A 15,794-nucleotide genomic window follows, 5' to 3' on the forward strand; every position below is an offset into this window, starting at 1 on the left:
GCCGCTCAGGCGAAGGTGTGTTCCGGGCCGGGGAACGTGCCGTCCTTGACGGCGGCCACATAGGCCGCCACGGCGCCGTCGATGGTGGCTTGCCCGTCCATGAAGTTGCGCACGAACTTCGGGCGATGGCCGGGGAACACGCCCAGCATGTCGTGCATGACGAGCACCTGGCCCGAGCATTCCAACCCCGCGCCGATGCCGATGGTCGGAATGGCCAGCAGACGCGTCACCTCGCCGGCCAGCGCGGCAGGAATCGCTTCCATCACGACGAGTTGCGCGCCGGCGTCCTGCACGGCCAGCGCGTCGGCTTTCAGTTGCGCGGCCGCTTCATCGCCGCGACCCTGCACCTTGAAGCCGCCGAACGCATGCACCGATTGCGGCGTCAGGCCGATGTGCGCACACACCGGAATGCTGCGTTCAACGAGGAACTTGATGGTCGGCGCGAGCCACACGCCGCCTTCGAGCTTGACCATCTGCGCGCCGGCCTGCATCACGCGCACCGCGCTGTGGAAAGCCTGTTCGGGCGTGCCATAGGTGCCGAACGGCAGGTCGGATACGAGCAACGCCTTGTCGATGCCGCGCGATACGCATTCGGTGTGATAGACGACGTGATCGAGCGTGACCGGCAGCGTGGTCTTCTGGCCCTGCATCACGTTGCCGAGCGAATCGCCGACGAGCAGCACGTCGGTGCCGTTGCGGTCCATCAGGGCGGCGAAACTGGAGTCGTAGGCGGTCAGCATGGCGATGCGCTCGCCGGCGGCACGCATGGCCTGCAGCGAAGTCACCGTGACGGCCTTGCGGTTCGATTCCTGGAGATAGCTCATGGACTGAGACTCATTGGGGCATCGCGAGCGCCCACGCAGACCATGCGGTGCGTCGACTGACTAGCGCGTTGCCAGCTTGATGAATTCCTTGGGTCCGCGCATCGCGTCGATGCGGGCGAGCAAGGTGCGGAAATCGTCGTCGTTGCCTGCGGGGTCGAAGGCAGCGGTGTCGACGATCATCGTCGGTGCGGCATCGTAATACAGAAACAGCTCGCCGTACGCGGCGCAGATGCGTTCGAGATACTCCGCATCGATGCCTGTTTCGTAAGGAACGGCACGACGGGTGACGCGTGGTAGCAGGTCTTCTGCACGCGCCTGCAGACAGATGACGAGATCGATGCGCTGTTGCGGCAGGGCCAGCGCATTCGCCATTGCGTCGTACAACGCGAGTTCATCGGCGGGCAGCGTGAGCTGGGCGAACAGCCGGTCGCGCGGCAGGAAACTGTCGGCGACGATGCGCTCGCCGGCGAGCGTTGCCTTGTGCCACGCCTTCAGACGCTCGGCACGTTGCAGCAGGAAGCGCAGCTGCACCGGCAGCGCATAGCGCGCGGGGTCTTCGTAAAAGCGGGCGATGAAGGTGTTGTCGGCGGGCGTCTCGAATAACGTCGACGCGCGCAGGTGATCGGCCAGACGCTGGGCCAGCGCGGTCTTGCCCACGCCAATGGGTCCCTCGACAACGATACGGCGCAGGTGGTCCAGGGCCATCGGCAGGTGTTTGTGCGTGGTGCGGATGATCAGGCGGCGGACTGCTTGGCGCGCATGCACTGACACATCGTGGTCTTTTCGATGCGCTGGTCGGCCACGCCGGGCAGCAGTGCAGCCACGGCGCCAATGCCCGGAATCACGAGGTCGGGCGCCAGTTCATGCAGGGGCAGCAGGGTGAAGGCGCGCTGGCCCACGCGGGGGTGCGGCACCGTCAGCTCGGGTGAGGTGAGGACGTGGTCCCCGTAGAGCAGCAAGTCCAGATCGAGCGTGCGCGGCGCGTTGTGGAACGGACGCTCGCGGCCGAACTGGTCTTCGATGTGGTGACAGATGCGGAGCAGCTGGTCGGCGGTGAAATGCGTATCGATGCGCACCACGGCGTTGATGTAATCGTCGCCGCTGGATTCGACGGGCGCGCTGCGATACAGGCTCGATTTGCCGGTGACGGTGATGCCGACCTGCTGTGCGAGGCAGACCACGGCGTCTTTCACTGCCTGGCGCGCGTCGCCCAGGTTGGCGCCGATGCCGATGTACGCCACTGTCTTCACGTTTCCTCCGAACTTCCCGGATTGACGTCACCGACTGTATCCGATTTTGCCGGACCACGTCGGCGGCGACGGCGCTTGCCCGGGCTGGCCGGGCCGGCATTTGCCGAGGGGCTCGGGGCGTGCTTCGCTTGTGCCATGAGGGCTTCGCGGGCTTCGCCGTCACCGTTCTGGAAGTCGGTCCACCAGTCGGCGAGTTCCTGCGGCAATTCGCCCGAGGCGCAGCGCAGGACCAGGAAGTCATATCCGGCGCGGAAGCGCGGCGATTCCAGCAAGCGATACGGCATGCGGCCCGAGCGCTTCTCAAAGCGCGGCTGCATGCTCCAGATTTCCTTCATGTCGGAGGTGAAGCGGCGCTGGATGGCGAGCTGCTCGGTCTGGCGGTCGAGCACTTCGTCCATGGCGGTATGCAGCGCAGGGATCAGCGGCTCGCCGGCGGCGCGGCGGCGGTTCCAGTGCTCGACCACGTGATGCCACAGCAGCGAGGCAAACAGGAAGCCCGGCGAGACCGGCTTGCCGGCCTTCACGCGATCGTCGGTGTTGTCGAGCGCGAGCTGCACGAAGCGCTGGCCCATCGGCTGCTCCAGCGCGACGTCCAGCAATGGCAGCAGGCCGCGGTGCAGGCCCGCCTTGCGCAGTTCCTGCAGCGATGCCCAGGCGTGGCCCGACATCAGCAGCTTCAACATCTCGTCGAACAGGCGGGCGGCCGGCACGTTGTGGATCAGCGGGCCCAGCTCCGCGATCGGCGCGCGCGTGTCCGGGTCGATGTCGAAGCCGGTCTTGGCCGCGAAGCGCACCACGCGCAGCATGCGCACCGGGTCTTCGCGGTAGCGGGTGTGCGGATCGCCGATCATGCGCAGCGTGCGGGCGCGCATGTCTTCCATGCCGTGATGGTAGTCATGCACGGTTTCGTCGGCGGGGTTGTAGTACATCGCGTTGACGGTGAAGTCGCGGCGGGTGGCGTCTTCGGCCTGGGTGCCCCAGACGTTGTCGCGCAGCACGCGGCCGCTGGCGTCGACGGCGTGCGTGTGGTGGTCCAGCTCGGTGCGCTTCACGCGCTTGCCGGCGGGCACCTGCTCGGCGTCCACCGCGTCGACGAGCGCACGGAAGGTCGAGACTTCGATGATTTCCTGGTCGCGTCCGCCGTAGAACGTGACGTGCACGATCTGGAAGCGGCGTCCGATGATGCGCGAGCGGCGGAACAGCGCCTGGACTTGGTCGGGCGTGGCGTTGGTCGCCACATCAAAGTCCTTCGGCTTGATACCGAGCAGCAAGTCGCGCACGGCGCCGCCCACGATGAAGGCGGCATAGCCGGCGTCCTGCAGCGTGGACGTGACCTTGACCGCGTTGCGCGAGAGCAGCTTCGGGTCGATACCGTGCTCGTCCACGCTCCACACGCGCGCCTGGCGCGGCACGCCACCGGCGGACTTGGTGCGCGCCTTGACGGTTTTGGCTGCCTTGGGCGTGCGGGTTTTCCTGGCGGCGGGCGCGCCCGGTTCAGCGGGAACGGTGGGCTCTGCGGAGGTTTTGCCCAGCAGGCGATTGATGAGTTTCTTGATCACGCCGCGCCTGCTTAGAAGAGATCCATGATGCGCCAGTTGCGCGCGGCTGCGAGGTTGCGCAGCGTGTCGTCCGGATTGGTGGCGACGGGGTCGGTCACTTCCTCCAGCAGCGGCACGTCGTTGGCCGAATCGCTGTAGAAGGTGCTGCGCTCGAAATCGCTCCAGCCGTGGCCCATGTTGGCCAGCCACTCATGCACGCGCGCGACCTTGCCTTCGCGGAAGCTCGGTGTGCCCGCCACGTCGCCGGTGAAGGCGCTGTCCGGGTTGCCGTCGGCGGTGGCCGGTTCGGTGGCGATGAGGTGGTCGATGCCGAAGGCCTCGGCAATCGGGCGCGTGACGAAGCTGTTGGTGGCGGTGACCACGCAGCACAGGTCGCCGGCGTCCAGGTGCTTGTAGACCAGTGCCTGCGCCTGCGGTGTGATCTTCGGACGGATCACGTCGTGCATGAACTCGGCGTGCCACTGGGCGAGCGTGTCGCGCGGGTGGGCGGCGAGCGGTGCCAAGGCAAAGCGCAGAAAGGCATGGATATCCAGCGTGCCGGCTTTGTAGTCGGCATAGAACTGATCGTTCTTGCGCTGGTATTCGGCTTCATCCACCACGCCGCGGCGGATGAGGAAGCGTCCCCACTCGTGGTCGCTGTCGGTGGGGATGAGGGTGTGATCGAGGTCGAAGAGGGCCAGATTCATGGGGCGCGATTTTACCCGAACGTTACATAACCGGCCGCGCCAGCCCTGGTTTCACTTCATCAGCGCGAGCATGTCGCGCACGAGCGGCAGGGTGACGGCGCGCTTGCGGGCGAGCGAATAGGTGTCGAGGGCGTCCAGCAAAGCCATCAGGCTCGGCATGTCGCGGTAGGAGTGCGTCACGAGCCACTGCGGCACGTCCGCCGAGAGCTGCATGCCGCGTTCGCGAGCGGCTTGGCGCAGGGCTTCGACTTTGTCGGCGTCGGACAACGGGCGCAGCCAGTAGACGAGTCCCCAGCCCAGGCGGGTGCGCAGGTCTTCACGCAGCGGCATCGCCATCGGCGCGGCCGCCCCGGAGATGGCGATGGCGGCATGCGGATGCGCGCGCACTTCATTGACGAGGTTGAACACGGCGATCTGCGCCCATTCGTCCAGGCGCTCGGCGTCATCGATGGTCCAGACGGTGATGGTCGGGTCGAATTCGAAGGCTTCGGGCGGGGCGTCCGGCTCCAGCGTGCGGACTTCGTAGCCGCCGGCTTCGGTCTGGGCGCAAATGGCCTGTAGCAGGTGGCTGCGGCCGCTGCCTTCCTCGCCCCAGAGGTAGACCAGGCGGTCGGTGGCGGTGCCGTCCACCACTTGCGGAATCAGGGCGCGCAGGCGCAGCACCGCCTCTTCGTTGCCGGTGGCGACGAAGTTGTCGAAGGTCGGGGCGGGTGTCGCACCGAGTTCGAGCGGGAGCTGTTCGGGTGTGGCCATGAAACGTGGAGTGGAGTCGCCGTACTTTTCAGTTGCCTTCAGTCGCCTTCAGTGGCTTTCAATCCTGGTAGAGCCGGCTGCCCAGGTAAAGCTTCCGAATCTGCCGCAAACCGACCAGCAGCACAGCACTCATCGGTAGGGCGAGGAGGATACCGAAAAAACCGAACAATTGGCCAAAAGCCAGCAAGGCGAGGATGACCGCCAGCGGATGCAGGCCGATGCGTTCGCCTACCAGCCGGGGCGTCAGGTAGAAGCCTTCCAGGAATTGGCCGATGCCGTACACCACGGCCACCGCCAGCAGGCCGTAGAGGTTGCCGAACTGCAACAGTGCGGCCAGGATGGCCAGCGTGAGCCCCACGCCAAAGCCGATATACGGGATGAACACGGCCAGCCCCGTAAAAATGCCCACCGGCAGCGCCACGTCAAAACCCGCCAGCGCCAGCCCCGCCGAGTAATACACCGCCAGCACCAGCATCACGATGATCTGCCCGCGCAGGTATTGGGAGAGCAGGCCGTCGGTTTCGGCGGCCAGTTCACGTGTTTTTGCCAGCCAGCGGCGCGGGACGGCGGTTTCGATCCGGCGCATGAGCATGTTCCAGTCCATCAGCAGGTAGAACATCACGATGGGCACGAGAAAGAAGATGCCCAGCACCTGGATGGCCGCCGAGCCCGACACACGCAGATAGGTCAGTACCCGAGCCACCACGTCGTCCGGGCTGGCGGCGAGCTGTTCCGTGAGCAGGGCGCGCAGGCCGGGAAAATCGAAGCTGACATGCAGACCCAATTCGTCCAGCTTGGGCGACAGAAACGCGTTGAGCTTGGCAAGCATCCCGGGCAATTGATCGCGGATGGCCGGAATCTCCCGCTGCAGCACCGCCAGGATCAGCAGCATCAGCGCCACGCCCACCACCGTCAGCACCAGGATCATCAGAAACACGCCCAGCACGCGCGGTACGCGATGACGCTGCAGCCATTCCACGCCCGGGTGCAGGATGTACGACAGGATGAACGCGAAGACGAAGGGCGTGAGCGTCGGCGCCAGCGCCTTGAGCAGGGCCAGGAAGACAAGCGCCACGGCGATCCAGGCGAGCGTGCGCTTGGTTTCCTGCGACAGCACGGGGGCGTTCATGGGGGGCGACGGTTCCGATGGCGGGGTGGAGGAGTCGGAAAAGCGGCCATCGGGACGGCCGCATCCGGTAAAATCGCGATTTTACTGGACCGGCGGGTCCGATTTTTGTGACTCCCCGCCGCCGTCTCGCTTTCTTTCCCGGTTTTTTCAATTCAGACGATTGTATGAGCGCTTCCGAAACCCCATCCGCATCGACCGGCCTGTCTTACCGCGACGCGGGCGTCGACATCGAGGCGGGTGACGCCCTTGTCGACCGCATCAAGCCGTTTGCCAAGCGCACCATGCGCGAAGGCGTGCTGGGCGGCATCGGCGGCTTCGGCGCGCTGTTCGAGCTGTCCAAGAAGTATCAGGAACCGGTGCTGGTGTCCGGCACCGACGGCGTGGGCACCAAGCTCAAGCTGGCCTTTGCGCTCAACCGCCACGACACGGTGGGCCAGGATCTGGTCGCCATGAGCGTGAACGACATCCTCGTGCAGGGTGCCGAACCGCTGTTCTTCCTGGATTACTTTGCCTGCGGCAAGCTCGACGTCGACACCGCTGCCACCGTGGTCAAGGGCATCGCACAGGGTTGCGAGCTGGCTGGCTGCGCGCTGATCGGCGGCGAAACCGCTGAAATGCCGAGCATGTACCCGGACGGCGAATACGACCTGGCCGGCTTTGCTGTCGGCGCGGTCGAAAAGCGCAAGATCATCGACGGCACCACCATTGCCGAGGGCGACGTGGTGCTGGGCCTGGCTTCGTCGGGCGCGCATTCGAACGGCTACTCGCTGGTGCGCAAGATCATCGAGGTGTCGCGCCCGGACCTGAACGCCGACTTCCACGGCCAGCGCCTGCAGGACGCCATCATGGCGCCGACGCGCATCTACGTGAAGCCGCTGCTGGCGCTGATGGAGAAGCTGACCGTCAAGGGCATGGCGCACATCACCGGTGGCGGTTTGACCGAAAACGTGCCGCGCGTGCTGCGAGACAACCTGACCGCCGTGCTGCACAAGGACGCCTGGACGCTGCCGCCGCTGTTCCAGTGGCTGCAAAAGGCTGGCAACGTGGCCGATGACGAAATGCACCGCGTGTTCAACTGCGGCATCGGCATGGTGGTGATCGTGTCGGCAGCCGATGCACCGGCTGCCATCGCCCACCTGAAGGACGCAGGCGAAACGGTCTACCAGATCGGCGAAATCCGCGCCCGCCAGGCAGGCGAAGCGCAGACGATCGTGGTCTGACGCGAGGCTCGCCCCCACAAAAAACCGCCGATGCGTTCGGCGGTTTTTTTATGCGCGTCGTCTGGCGGGCGCTTATTTGAGCGGGACGTATTCGCCGCTGGCGGGGTCGTCCTTCTGCAGGGCGCCGGTGTTCTTGTCGATGAGCAGCGTGACGACGCGCGGTGCCGCGTTCGGGTCGCCGCCGCAGGCCGGGGTGTGGTTCTCCAGCACTTCAACGCTGTTGTGCGTGTCGTCGGCCCGGTCCACCACGAAAGACAGGCATTCCTGCGACAGGGAGGTCAGCTTGTACTTTGCGATGGCGGCGCGGGCCAGGTCGACGGCCTTGGCCTGTTCGGCTTCGCTGACGGCGGGGGCGCTGGCGGTCGGCGCATTGGCCGAATTGGCCGCGTTGGACGCGCCAGGGGCGGGGGCCGCAGGTGCGGAAGCCGGAGCGGGCGCGGCAGGCTTGTGCGCGTCGTCGGAGCGGCCGCAGCCGGCGAGCGCAAGCACCGTCAGCGCGGCAAGCAGCAAAGGTTTGGTCATGATGGGCGAAGCGTGTCTGCGATGATCAGCCCACGACTTTACCCGCAACCGGCCGATCTTTTCCATGCTGCATACGCCTGTGGCATGCACACGGCGCAGGGCCGGTAGCCGGCGGCGCGCGCATCGGCTTCGTTCAGGAAAAACACCCGGTGGCGCACATAACCGCCGCGCGCGATGGCCCGGCGTGCGGCGGCGCAATCGAGGCGGCCATAGATGCGAGCACGCCGATGCCCGCCCAGCGTGCCGGGCAGGGCGCTCTCATAAGGCTGGCCGCTGGCGCCGATGAGCGTCCACGTTCTCACGCGCTTTCATGCGGCGGATTGCGACTCGCGCTCCAGCAGCGCCAGCTTGCGCTCCACGCCCCAGCGATAACCGGAGGTGTTGCCGTCCCGGCGGATCACGCGGTGGCACGGAATGGCCACCGCGATGTGATTGGCCGCGCAGGCCTGCGCGACGGCGCGGACGGCCTGGGGCGCGCCGATGCGCGCGGCAATCTCGGTGTAGCTGGTGGTGCTGCCGGGCGGCACTTCGCGCAGCGCCTGCCACACGCGCTCCTGGAACGCGGTGCCGCGCACGTCCAGCGGTAGGTCCAGGCCGATGGACGGCGCTTCGACAAAACCCACCACTTTCGCCACCAGATCTTCGAAGCCCGCGTCGCCGCCGATGAGTTCGGCCTTCGGGAAGGTGTCCTGCAGATCGCGCGCGAGGGCGTCGGGGTCGTCGCCCATCAGGATCGCGCAGATGCCGCGATCGCTTTGCGCCACCAGGATCGAACCGAGCGAGCACTCGCCCACGGCAAAGCGGATCGTCGTTTGTACGCCGCCGGCGCGGTAGCGGCTGGCCGTCATGCCGAGCACGTTGTCCGACGCCTCGTAGAAGCGGCTGCTGGCGTTGAATCCGGCGTCGTAGATGGCCTCGGTGACGGAGCTGCCGCGCCCCAGCTGCGCGCGCAGCTTGCGGGCGCGATGCGCATCGGCGTAGGCCTTGGGCGTGAGGCCCGTGACGCTTTTGAACAGGCGATGAAAGTGATACGGACTCAGGCCGGCGTCTTGCGCCAGCGCATCGAGCGTGGGCGGCGTGTCAGCTGCTTCGATGCGGCGGCACGCTTGCGCGACAAGCGCCGCTTGCTGCGCCCGGACGGTGGTCTGATCCGGGCCGGCGCGGCGGCTCGGGCGGTAACCGGCGGCTTCTGCGTCGGCGGGCGTGTCGAAGAACTCGACGTTTTCCGGGCGCGGCAAGCGCGACGGGCTGCTCGGCTGGCAATACACGCCGGTGGTCTTTACGGCATAGACGAATTGCCCGTCGGCAGAAGCATCGCGCGCCAGCACGCGAGCCCAGCGCGGGTCATGTTCGACGGAGGTGGTGTCCGGTACGGTACGGGCGGAGGTTTGCATGGCGTCATCCAGTGGACTGCGATGACTGTACTGTAGGTGCGGCCCCCTGGCGGGACACTCCGGGTCTTGCGGTCAAATTCGAAACGCCGCAGGCGTCACCCGCCTCTGCGCGTTCACGGGCGGGCGGCATTCGCGGGCACCCGCCATAAATACCAGGCCGCGATGGTCCGATATGGGCTCCACGCCAGACCAATGGCCTCCATCTGCCGGCGTGTGGGCGTGGCATCGAGCCGCTTCAGGCGGCGGTAGCCATCGCGTACGCCGAAGTCGTCTGCGGGCAGGATGTCGGAGCGCTCCAGCGTGTAGATCAGCAGCATTTCGACCGTCCACCGGCCAACTCCGCGCAGTGTCACCAGCCGCTCGATGAGCGCTTCGTCGCGCATGGCCAGCGCTTGCGCGCGCGTGGGCACGACGCCGTCGAGCGCGGCTTGGGCGATGCCGCGAATGGTCGCCAGTTTGGTCGCAGAGAAGCCGCACGCGCGCAGCGCTGCCTCGTCCGTGTCGAGCACCTGTTGCGGCGCGGGAAACGCAGCAGCCGGATAGAGCGCGAGGAAACGGCCGAGGATAGCGTCACCCGCCTTGGCGTGCAGCTGCTGATAGGCGATGGCGCGGACCAGCGCTTCATAAGGCTCGCGCGCAGGCTTGGCGGCGTGGCCGCAGGGCCCGACGGCGGCGACATGGCGCGCCCAGTCTTCGTCCAGCGTCGCCAGAAACGTTTCGGCTTGCCGGTAGGCGCTCTCGGACAGGTCTGCGGTGATGGTCATGCGCGGGATTGTCGGTCAGCCGGCCTTGCGGAACGTTAGGTTGATGCGCTGGCTGCCCAGCGATGCGTGCGGATGGTCTTTGAGCGGTGCGACGCCGTGGTAGCGCAGGCGATCCGGGCCGCCCCAGACGACAACATCACCGTGAAACAGGGGAATGCGCTGCGCCTTGTCGGCACGGCGATGGCCGCCAAACAGGAAGACGGCCGGCATGCCGAGCGACACGGAGACGATGGGAGCGCTGTAGTCCTGCTCGTCTTTGTCCTGATGCAGCGACATGCGCGCGCCCGGCACATAGCGGTTGATGAGGCAGGCGTCCGGCGTAAAGCCCGGAAAGCCTGCTTCTGCGGCCGCGTGGCGCGCCAGCCGCACGAATGCGTCGGGCAGCGGCGGCCACGGGTTTCCCGTGAGCGGATCGAGCGTGGCATAGCGGTAGCCGCGGCGGTCTGAGGTCCAGCCCAGTGTGCCGCTGTTGGTGAGTGCGACCGACATCTCGAAGCCGCCCGGCGTGACCATGTGGCGAAACGCGGCTTGCTGCGCGATGGCGTCCACAGCCGTGATCAGGCCCGGCGCTTCCGACAGCGCAAAGCCGCGCAGGACAAAGGCCGCCTCGCCGAGCGCAATGCGCGCGTCGTCAGCGGGTGCGTGATCGGCAAACAGATCGCCGGTGGTCATGGTCAAGCCTCTACAGCGCGTCGTGGAAGATGATCCCCACAGTATGCCGTTGGCCCGAGCGCAGGCGGCTCACGCCGTGGCGCATGTTCACCCGGTATGTGCCGCGCGTGCCCTGCACGGGGCGATGGTGTACCGCAAAGACCACCGCATCGCCTTTGCGCAACGGCACCACCTCGGGCCGCGACTGCATTCGCGGGCGCTGCTCCGTCATGACGAACTCGCCGCCGCTGAAATCGACGCCCGGTTCCGACAAGAGGATGGCGACCTGCAGCGGGAAGACGTGCTCGCCATAGAGGTCTTGATGCAGGCAGTTGTAGTCGCTGGGGCCGTATCGCAGGATCAGCGGCGTGGGGCGCAGCTGGCCGGCTTCGTGGCAGCGGCGCAGGAAATCGGCGTGTTTGGCCGGATAGCGCACGTCGATATCCATGGCTTGGTTCCAGCGGTTGGCGATGGTCGCCAGCGGCGGATAAAGCGACGTGCGCAGTTGCGCGATGAGGTCCGGCAGCGGATAGGCAAAGTACTGGTATTCGCCACGCCCGAAGCCATGGCGCTCCATCACCACGCGCGAGCGGTACAGGCGGTCCTGCGGGTACAGCGCGGTCAGGACGTCACAGGCGTCGTGGTCCAGCAGGCTCGGCAAGACGGCGCTGCCGACATCGTTGAGCGCGTCTTCAACGGCGTGCCAGTCGACGCCCTCTAGATCGGGACGGTGCCCCGCGCTGACATGCGCGGCGGCCGTGGAAGGCGGCATATGCGCTCCTTCGGAGATTCGATATGCCAAGCCTACGCTCACCGGCGTGCGCGTGACACTCCGGAGCTTGCGGTCAAATTCAGGCTTGTGCGGCCAAGCTGGCGGGCATGGTCGTGGCGGCCAGCTTGGTCAGCGCATCGCCGGTGGCGCGGCAGATGCGCCACTCGGGCAGCACATCGGCGCCCATGGCTTCGTAGAAAGCAATCGAGGGCGCATTCCAGTCGAGCACGCTCCATTCGAAGCGGCCGCAGTCCCGCTCCTGCGCCAAGCGCGCCAGGTGGATCAGGAGTGCCTTGCCGATGCCCAGGCCGCGGTATTCGGGCTCCACGAACAGGTCTTCCAGGTACAGGCCCGGCTTGCACAGGAAGGTCGAGAAGTTGTGGAAGAACAGCGCAAAGCCCACGGCCCGGCCGTCGACTTCCGCCATCACCGCCTCGCAATACGGGCGCGGCCCGAACAACATCGTCGCCAGCGCTTCGGGCGTGGTCTGCACGAGGTGCGTGAGCTTTTCATACTCGGCCAGCGCAGAGATCAGGCGAACGAGCGAGGCGCAGTCGTCTGGCGTGGCAGGGCGCAGCGTGAACGTGGTGGCGGTGTCAGTCGTCGTCATTGCGATTCCAGTGAGGTTTGGACCAGGCGCGCGACCTGGTCGACGTAATCGGGCGCGAGGCAGTCGACAACGTGCCGCTCGGGCGTGCTGCGCAGCCACGTGATCTGGCGCTTGCAGAGCTGGCGCGTGGCTGCGATGCCTTGTTCGCGCAGGGCGGTCATGTCGATTTCGCCGTCGAGGTACGCCCACGCCTGGCGATAACCGACGCAGCGGATGGACGGCAGCGTGGGCGAAAGATCGCCGCGGCGGCGCAAGGCCTCCACCTCGTCGAGCAGGCCGCCGGCGAGCATCGCGTCAAAGCGCTGTGCGATGCGCGCATGCAGCACGAGGCGGTCGGACGGTTCCAGCGCAATCGTCAGATACGGCGCAGCCGCATCGTGTTGCTGGAATGCATTTGCGCCGACCTCGCGTGCGAGCAGGGCAGACATCGGCTGGCCTGTCAGCCGATACAGCTCCAACGCGCGCTGGATGCGCTGTGCGTCGGTCGCGTGCAGTCGCGCAGCCGTCACCGGATCGACCTGCGCCAGTTTCGCGTGCAGCGCCGGCCAGCCATCGCGGGCGGCTTCGGCATCGATCTCCGCGCGGATGGCGGGATCGGCGCCGGGCAAATCGGAGAGACCTTGCGTGAGTGCCTTGTAATACAGCATCGTGCCGCCGACGATCAGCGGCAGCCGGCCGCGCGCGCGGATGGCGTCGATCAGCGCATTCGCATCATTGGCAAACTGCGCGGCGGAATAGGCATCGAGCGGATCGATGATGTCGATCAGGTGATGCGGCGCGATGGCTTGTTCTTCGGCGCTGGGCTTGGCGGTGCCGATGTCCATGCCGCGATACACCAGCGCGGAATCCATGCTGATGATCTCGACCGGCCAGCGCTCGGCCAGCTTCAATGCCGCGGCGGTCTTGCCAGACGCGGTCGGGCCCAGCAGGCAAATCGCGCGCGGGGCGCTTGCAGCGGACGCAGTCATCGGAACTTACTGGCCACGCAGGAAGAGGCGATCCAGGTCAGCCACGGTGAGCTGGATCCACGTCGGGCGACCGTGGTTGCATTGGTCGGCGCGTTCGGTGGCTTCCATCTGGCGCAGCAGCGCGTTCATCTCATCGAGATTCAACCTGCGGTTGGCACGCACGGCGGAGTGGCACGCCAGCGTGGCCAGCAGTTCGTTCTGACGTTCGGCCAGCACGCGCGAGCCGCCATAGGCCTGCAGATCGCGGAGCACGTCGCGGGCCAACGCCTGCGCATCGGCCTTCTGCAGCAGCGTGGGCACCGATCGCACGGCCAGCGTGGTCGGCGACACGGCGGAGATGTCGAAGCCGAGGAGCGTGAGCGTGTCGCGGAACTCCTCTGCGGTGCCGATCTCTACCGGGCTCGCGGCAAACGTCACCGGAATCAGCAGCGGCTGCACTTCCACGCGCCTGGCTTCCAGCGCGGTCTTGAGCTGTTCGTAGAGGATGCGTTCGTGTGCGGCATGCATGTCGACGAGCACCATGCCGCGCGTGTTCTGCGCCAGCACGTAGATGCCGTGCAACTGAGCGACGGCAAAGCCGAGCGGGTGCGCATCGTCGCCATCGTCATCGGCGTGCTGCACAGCGGCCGGCTCCGCAACGGCGACAGGCGCTTGCGCAGTTGCGGTACCGCCGTCGAACAACGTCGCGGCGCTCGCCACATCGGTCATCCAGGCCGGGCGGCTCGACGGCATGGGCGCGCTATCGCCGCGCATCATCGACAGGTATTCCGCACGCGGCTGCGCAATGCCGAGCGACGTCTGTCGCGCGGCCATCTGGTTGATCCAGCGCGTGGTGTTGTCGGCGGGCGAGGGCGCCGTCGTGACGCCCGCAACCTCCGGCGCATCGGCGATGTCGGTGCGCAGGCTGTCGCCCTGTTCGCCGGCGTGGCGGGAGAGGGCGCGTTGCACCGCGTGATAGACGAACTGGTGCACCGCGCGGCTGTCGCGGAAGCGCACCTCGATCTTGGACGGATGCACGTTGACGTCCACCGCTTCGGGCGGCAACTCGAGGCACAGCACGTAGGCGGGGAAGCGGTCGCCGTGCAGCACATCTTCATAGGCGCTGCGCACGGCGTGCGTGAGCAAGCGATCGCGCACGAAGCGGCCGTTGACGTAGAAGAACTGATGATCGGCCCGGCCGCGCGACGCGGTCGGCAGGCCGGCAAAGCCGAACAGGCGCAGCTCGCCGGCGGATTCTTCGAACGGCAGGCGCGCGCGGGCGAATTCGGTGCCGAGCACGGCCGCCGATCGGGAATCCGCCTGCGTGGCGTTCCAATGCTCCAGCGGCTTGCCGTTGTGATGCACGGAGATGGCCACGTCGGGCCGCGCCAGCGCGGTGCGGCGGATCACCTCCATGCAGTGGCCCAGCTCGGTCTGCTCGGTCTTCAGGAATTTGCGGCGCGCCGGCGTGTTGAAGTACAGATGCTGCACGTCGACCGTGGTGCCGACACCGCCCGAGGCGGGCTGCGCTCGCCCCGTTTGCGCAATGATCTGCGTGGCGTGGGCATCGTTGGCCGTGCGCGACGTGAGCGTCAATTCCGCCACCGAGGCAATCGAGGCCAGCGCCTCGCCCCGGAAGCCGAGCGTCGCCACCGATTCCAGCTCTTCCAGCGAGCCGATCTTGCTCGTCGCATGCCGCATCAGCGCGACGGGCAGTTCGTCGGCCGGAATGCCGCCGCCGTTGTCGGTAATGGCAATGCGCCGCACGCCGCCTTCCTCCAGCTTGATCTGCAGCTGCGTGGCGCCGGCATCCAGCGCGTTTTCCAGCAGCTCCTTGACCACGGACGCAGGCCGTTCGACCACCTCGCCGGCTGCGATCTGGCTGATCAGCTGGTCGGGAAGGGGGCGGATGGGGCGGCGGGAAGTCGAGGCGGAAGTCATCGCGGCATTATAAATGTCACGCCCTGTGCGGCGCACTGCCGCAAGCCCCGCCAAGGGCAAGGGGAAATCTAAGTCACATCCGGTATCATTTCCCGCTCGTTCAGGGGGAAGGTTTGGATATCGTGATGCAATTGGTCGACATCGTGTTGCATGTCGACAAGTCGTTGGGCTTGCTGATTCAGCAATACGGCGCGTGGGTCTACGTGCTGCTGTTCGCCATCGTGTTTGCCGAAACCGGCCTCGTGGTGCTGCCTTTTCTGCCGGGCGACACGCTGCTGTTCATTGCTGGCGCCATGTGCGCCACGGGCCAGATGGACGCCTGGCTGCTCATCGTGCTGCTGGTGATTGCCGCGACGACGGGCAACACCGTCAACTATTTCGTCGGCTCCTGGATCGGTCCCAAGGTATTCGACGGTCACATCCGCTTCCTCGATCACGAAGCGCTGATGAAGACCCACGGCTTCTATGAGCGCCACGGCGGCAAGACGCTGGTGATGGCGCGCTTCATCCCGGTGGTGCGCACGTTCGCGCCGTTTGTGGCGGGCGTGTCGAAGATGACGTTCGCGAAGTTCCAGCTCTTCAACATGATCGGCGCCGTGCTGTGGGTCGCGATCCTGGTGCTGTCAGGCGAGGCCTTCGGTAATGTGCCGGTGATTCGTGATCACCTGAACACGATCGTGCTGATCGGCCTGGGCGCGGCGATCGTGCCGCTGGCGCTGGGCGGGCTGTGGAAGCTGCTCAAGCGCCGTCGCGGCGTGGCGCCGAAGTAGGC

At 66.6% G+C, this 15,794-nt stretch carries 18 protein-coding genes; 2 read left to right on the forward strand and 16 right to left on the reverse strand.

The features are described 5' to 3' along the window. Positions 1 to 5 precede the first annotated feature (5 nt). Genes panB through ABIC76_RS14055 form a run of 7 tightly spaced genes read right to left on the reverse strand, consistent with a single transcriptional unit; the run spans position 6 to position 6,201 of the window. The gene (gene panB / locus ABIC76_RS14025) at positions 6 to 824 is read right to left on the reverse strand and encodes a 3-methyl-2-oxobutanoate hydroxymethyltransferase (protein ID WP_354534348.1); all 819 of its coding nucleotides are present in this window, start codon (positions 822 to 824) and stop codon (positions 6 to 8) included. A 60-nt stretch (positions 825 to 884) separates the two neighbouring features. Then, a complete protein-coding gene (locus tag ABIC76_RS14030) occupies positions 885 to 1,529 on the reverse strand; it encodes a deoxynucleoside kinase (RefSeq protein ID WP_354534715.1) in 645 nt (214 codons plus the stop codon). 29 nt (positions 1,530 to 1,558) lie between these two features. Further along, positions 1,559 to 2,074, reverse strand: coding sequence for a 2-amino-4-hydroxy-6-hydroxymethyldihydropteridine diphosphokinase (gene folK / locus ABIC76_RS14035; RefSeq protein WP_354534349.1), 516 nt, complete (start codon positions 2,072 to 2,074; stop codon positions 1,559 to 1,561). Beyond that, the gene (gene pcnB, locus ABIC76_RS14040) at positions 2,071 to 3,633 is read right to left on the reverse strand and encodes a polynucleotide adenylyltransferase PcnB (protein WP_102066727.1); all 1,563 of its coding nucleotides are present in this window, start codon (positions 3,631 to 3,633) and stop codon (positions 2,071 to 2,073) included. The genes folK and pcnB overlap by 4 nt, the downstream gene beginning before the upstream one ends. Positions 3,634 to 3,644: 11 nt before the next feature. Then, positions 3,645 to 4,319: a histidinol-phosphatase gene (locus ABIC76_RS14045; protein ID WP_354534350.1), complete on the reverse strand. Its 675-nt coding sequence runs from the start codon at positions 4,317 to 4,319 to the stop codon at positions 3,645 to 3,647. A 51-nt stretch (positions 4,320 to 4,370) separates the two neighbouring features. Beyond that, complete coding sequence (hda, locus tag ABIC76_RS14050; protein ID WP_004631704.1) at positions 4,371 to 5,072, reverse strand: DnaA regulatory inactivator Hda; 702 nt, start codon at positions 5,070 to 5,072, stop codon at positions 4,371 to 4,373. A gap of 58 nt (positions 5,073 to 5,130) precedes the next feature. Next, the gene (locus ABIC76_RS14055; RefSeq protein WP_027680637.1) at positions 5,131 to 6,201 is read right to left on the reverse strand and encodes an AI-2E family transporter; all 1,071 of its coding nucleotides are present in this window, start codon (positions 6,199 to 6,201) and stop codon (positions 5,131 to 5,133) included. Between the two features lie 164 nt (positions 6,202 to 6,365). On the opposite strand from ABIC76_RS14055, the gene purM reads away from it, so the two are divergent. Further along, positions 6,366 to 7,421 carry a phosphoribosylformylglycinamidine cyclo-ligase gene (gene purM, locus ABIC76_RS14060; RefSeq protein WP_354534351.1) on the forward strand — a complete coding sequence of 352 codons (1,056 nt, stop codon included), beginning with the start codon at positions 6,366 to 6,368 and terminating at the stop codon, positions 7,419 to 7,421. 72 nt (positions 7,422 to 7,493) lie between these two features. Here the strand turns inward: purM and ABIC76_RS14065 are convergent, their stop codons facing one another. The 9 genes from ABIC76_RS14065 to mutL all read right to left on the reverse strand — a co-directional run bounded on the left by ABIC76_RS14065 (position 7,494) and on the right by mutL (position 15,022). Further along, positions 7,494 to 7,943: a hypothetical protein gene (locus ABIC76_RS14065; RefSeq protein WP_354534352.1), complete on the reverse strand. Its 450-nt coding sequence runs from the start codon at positions 7,941 to 7,943 to the stop codon at positions 7,494 to 7,496. Between the two features lie 38 nt (positions 7,944 to 7,981). Beyond that, complete coding sequence (locus ABIC76_RS14070) at positions 7,982 to 8,245, reverse strand: Ada metal-binding domain-containing protein (RefSeq protein WP_354534353.1); 264 nt, start codon at positions 8,243 to 8,245, stop codon at positions 7,982 to 7,984. 6 nt (positions 8,246 to 8,251) lie between these two features. Continuing rightward, a complete protein-coding gene (gene ada, locus ABIC76_RS14075) occupies positions 8,252 to 9,337 on the reverse strand; it encodes a bifunctional DNA-binding transcriptional regulator/O6-methylguanine-DNA methyltransferase Ada (RefSeq protein ID WP_354534354.1) in 1,086 nt (361 codons plus the stop codon). 113 nt (positions 9,338 to 9,450) lie between these two features. Then, a complete protein-coding gene (locus ABIC76_RS14080) occupies positions 9,451 to 10,101 on the reverse strand; it encodes a DNA-3-methyladenine glycosylase family protein (RefSeq protein WP_354534355.1) in 651 nt (216 codons plus the stop codon). A gap of 15 nt (positions 10,102 to 10,116) precedes the next feature. Next, on the reverse strand, positions 10,117 to 10,773 hold the full coding sequence (alkB, locus tag ABIC76_RS14085) for a DNA oxidative demethylase AlkB (protein WP_354534356.1): 657 nt from the start codon (positions 10,771 to 10,773) through the stop codon (positions 10,117 to 10,119). A 10-nt stretch (positions 10,774 to 10,783) separates the two neighbouring features. Then, complete coding sequence (locus tag ABIC76_RS14090) at positions 10,784 to 11,524, reverse strand: 2OG-Fe(II) oxygenase (RefSeq protein ID WP_354534357.1); 741 nt, start codon at positions 11,522 to 11,524, stop codon at positions 10,784 to 10,786. Positions 11,525 to 11,603: 79 nt separating this feature from the next. Further along, on the reverse strand, positions 11,604 to 12,134 hold the full coding sequence (locus ABIC76_RS14095) for a GNAT family N-acetyltransferase (RefSeq protein WP_354534358.1): 531 nt from the start codon (positions 12,132 to 12,134) through the stop codon (positions 11,604 to 11,606). Further along, positions 12,131 to 13,102: a tRNA (adenosine(37)-N6)-dimethylallyltransferase MiaA gene (miaA, locus tag ABIC76_RS14100; protein WP_102066718.1), complete on the reverse strand. Its 972-nt coding sequence runs from the start codon at positions 13,100 to 13,102 to the stop codon at positions 12,131 to 12,133. Before miaA ends, ABIC76_RS14095 begins: the two co-directional genes overlap by 4 nt. Positions 13,103 to 13,108: 6 nt before the next feature. After that, complete coding sequence (gene mutL / locus ABIC76_RS14105) at positions 13,109 to 15,022, reverse strand: DNA mismatch repair endonuclease MutL (RefSeq protein WP_332395074.1); 1,914 nt, start codon at positions 15,020 to 15,022, stop codon at positions 13,109 to 13,111. A 125-nt stretch (positions 15,023 to 15,147) separates the two neighbouring features. Here mutL and ABIC76_RS14110 point away from each other — a divergent pair, with 125 nt between their 5' ends. Further along, a complete protein-coding gene (locus ABIC76_RS14110) occupies positions 15,148 to 15,792 on the forward strand; it encodes a VTT domain-containing protein (RefSeq protein ID WP_037027145.1) in 645 nt (214 codons plus the stop codon). Positions 15,793 to 15,794: the final 2 nt, after the last annotated feature.

It is taken from the genome of Ralstonia sp. 1138 (assembly GCF_040544795.1).
Lineage (GTDB): Bacteria > Pseudomonadota > Gammaproteobacteria > Burkholderiales > Burkholderiaceae > Ralstonia > Ralstonia flatus.

Excerpts from the sequence above, each read along its gene's own strand:
- ABIC76_RS14055 (WP_027680637.1), bottom strand. The coding sequence starts at position 6,201 with ATGAACGCCCCCGTGCTGTCGCAGGAAACCAAGCGCACGCTCGCCTGG.
- panB (WP_354534348.1), bottom strand. The coding sequence starts at position 824 with ATGAGCTATCTCCAGGAATCGAACCGCAAGGCCGTCACGGTGACTTCG.
- ABIC76_RS14110 (WP_037027145.1), top strand. The coding sequence starts at position 15,148 with ATGCAATTGGTCGACATCGTGTTGCATGTCGACAAGTCGTTGGGCTTG.
- ABIC76_RS14045 (WP_354534350.1), bottom strand. The coding sequence starts at position 4,319 with ATGAATCTGGCCCTCTTCGACCTCGATCACACCCTCATCCCCACCGAC.
- ABIC76_RS14080 (WP_354534355.1), bottom strand. The coding sequence starts at position 10,101 with ATGACCATCACCGCAGACCTGTCCGAGAGCGCCTACCGGCAAGCCGAA.
- purM (WP_354534351.1), top strand. The coding sequence starts at position 6,366 with ATGAGCGCTTCCGAAACCCCATCCGCATCGACCGGCCTGTCTTACCGC.
- ABIC76_RS14090 (WP_354534357.1), bottom strand. The coding sequence starts at position 11,524 with ATGCCGCCTTCCACGGCCGCCGCGCATGTCAGCGCGGGGCACCGTCCC.
- mutL (WP_332395074.1), bottom strand. The coding sequence starts at position 15,022 with ATGACTTCCGCCTCGACTTCCCGCCGCCCCATCCGCCCCCTTCCCGAC.
- ABIC76_RS14095 (WP_354534358.1), bottom strand. The coding sequence starts at position 12,134 with ATGACGACGACTGACACCGCCACCACGTTCACGCTGCGCCCTGCCACG.
- ABIC76_RS14065 (WP_354534352.1), bottom strand. The coding sequence starts at position 7,943 with ATGACCAAACCTTTGCTGCTTGCCGCGCTGACGGTGCTTGCGCTCGCC.
- ABIC76_RS14030 (WP_354534715.1), bottom strand. The coding sequence starts at position 1,529 with ATGGCCCTGGACCACCTGCGCCGTATCGTTGTCGAGGGACCCATTGGC.
- hda (WP_004631704.1), bottom strand. The coding sequence starts at position 5,072 with ATGGCCACACCCGAACAGCTCCCGCTCGAACTCGGTGCGACACCCGCC.
- miaA (WP_102066718.1), bottom strand. The coding sequence starts at position 13,102 with ATGACTGCGTCCGCTGCAAGCGCCCCGCGCGCGATTTGCCTGCTGGGC.
- ada (WP_354534354.1), bottom strand. The coding sequence starts at position 9,337 with ATGCAAACCTCCGCCCGTACCGTACCGGACACCACCTCCGTCGAACAT.
- alkB (WP_354534356.1), bottom strand. The coding sequence starts at position 10,773 with ATGACCACCGGCGATCTGTTTGCCGATCACGCACCCGCTGACGACGCG.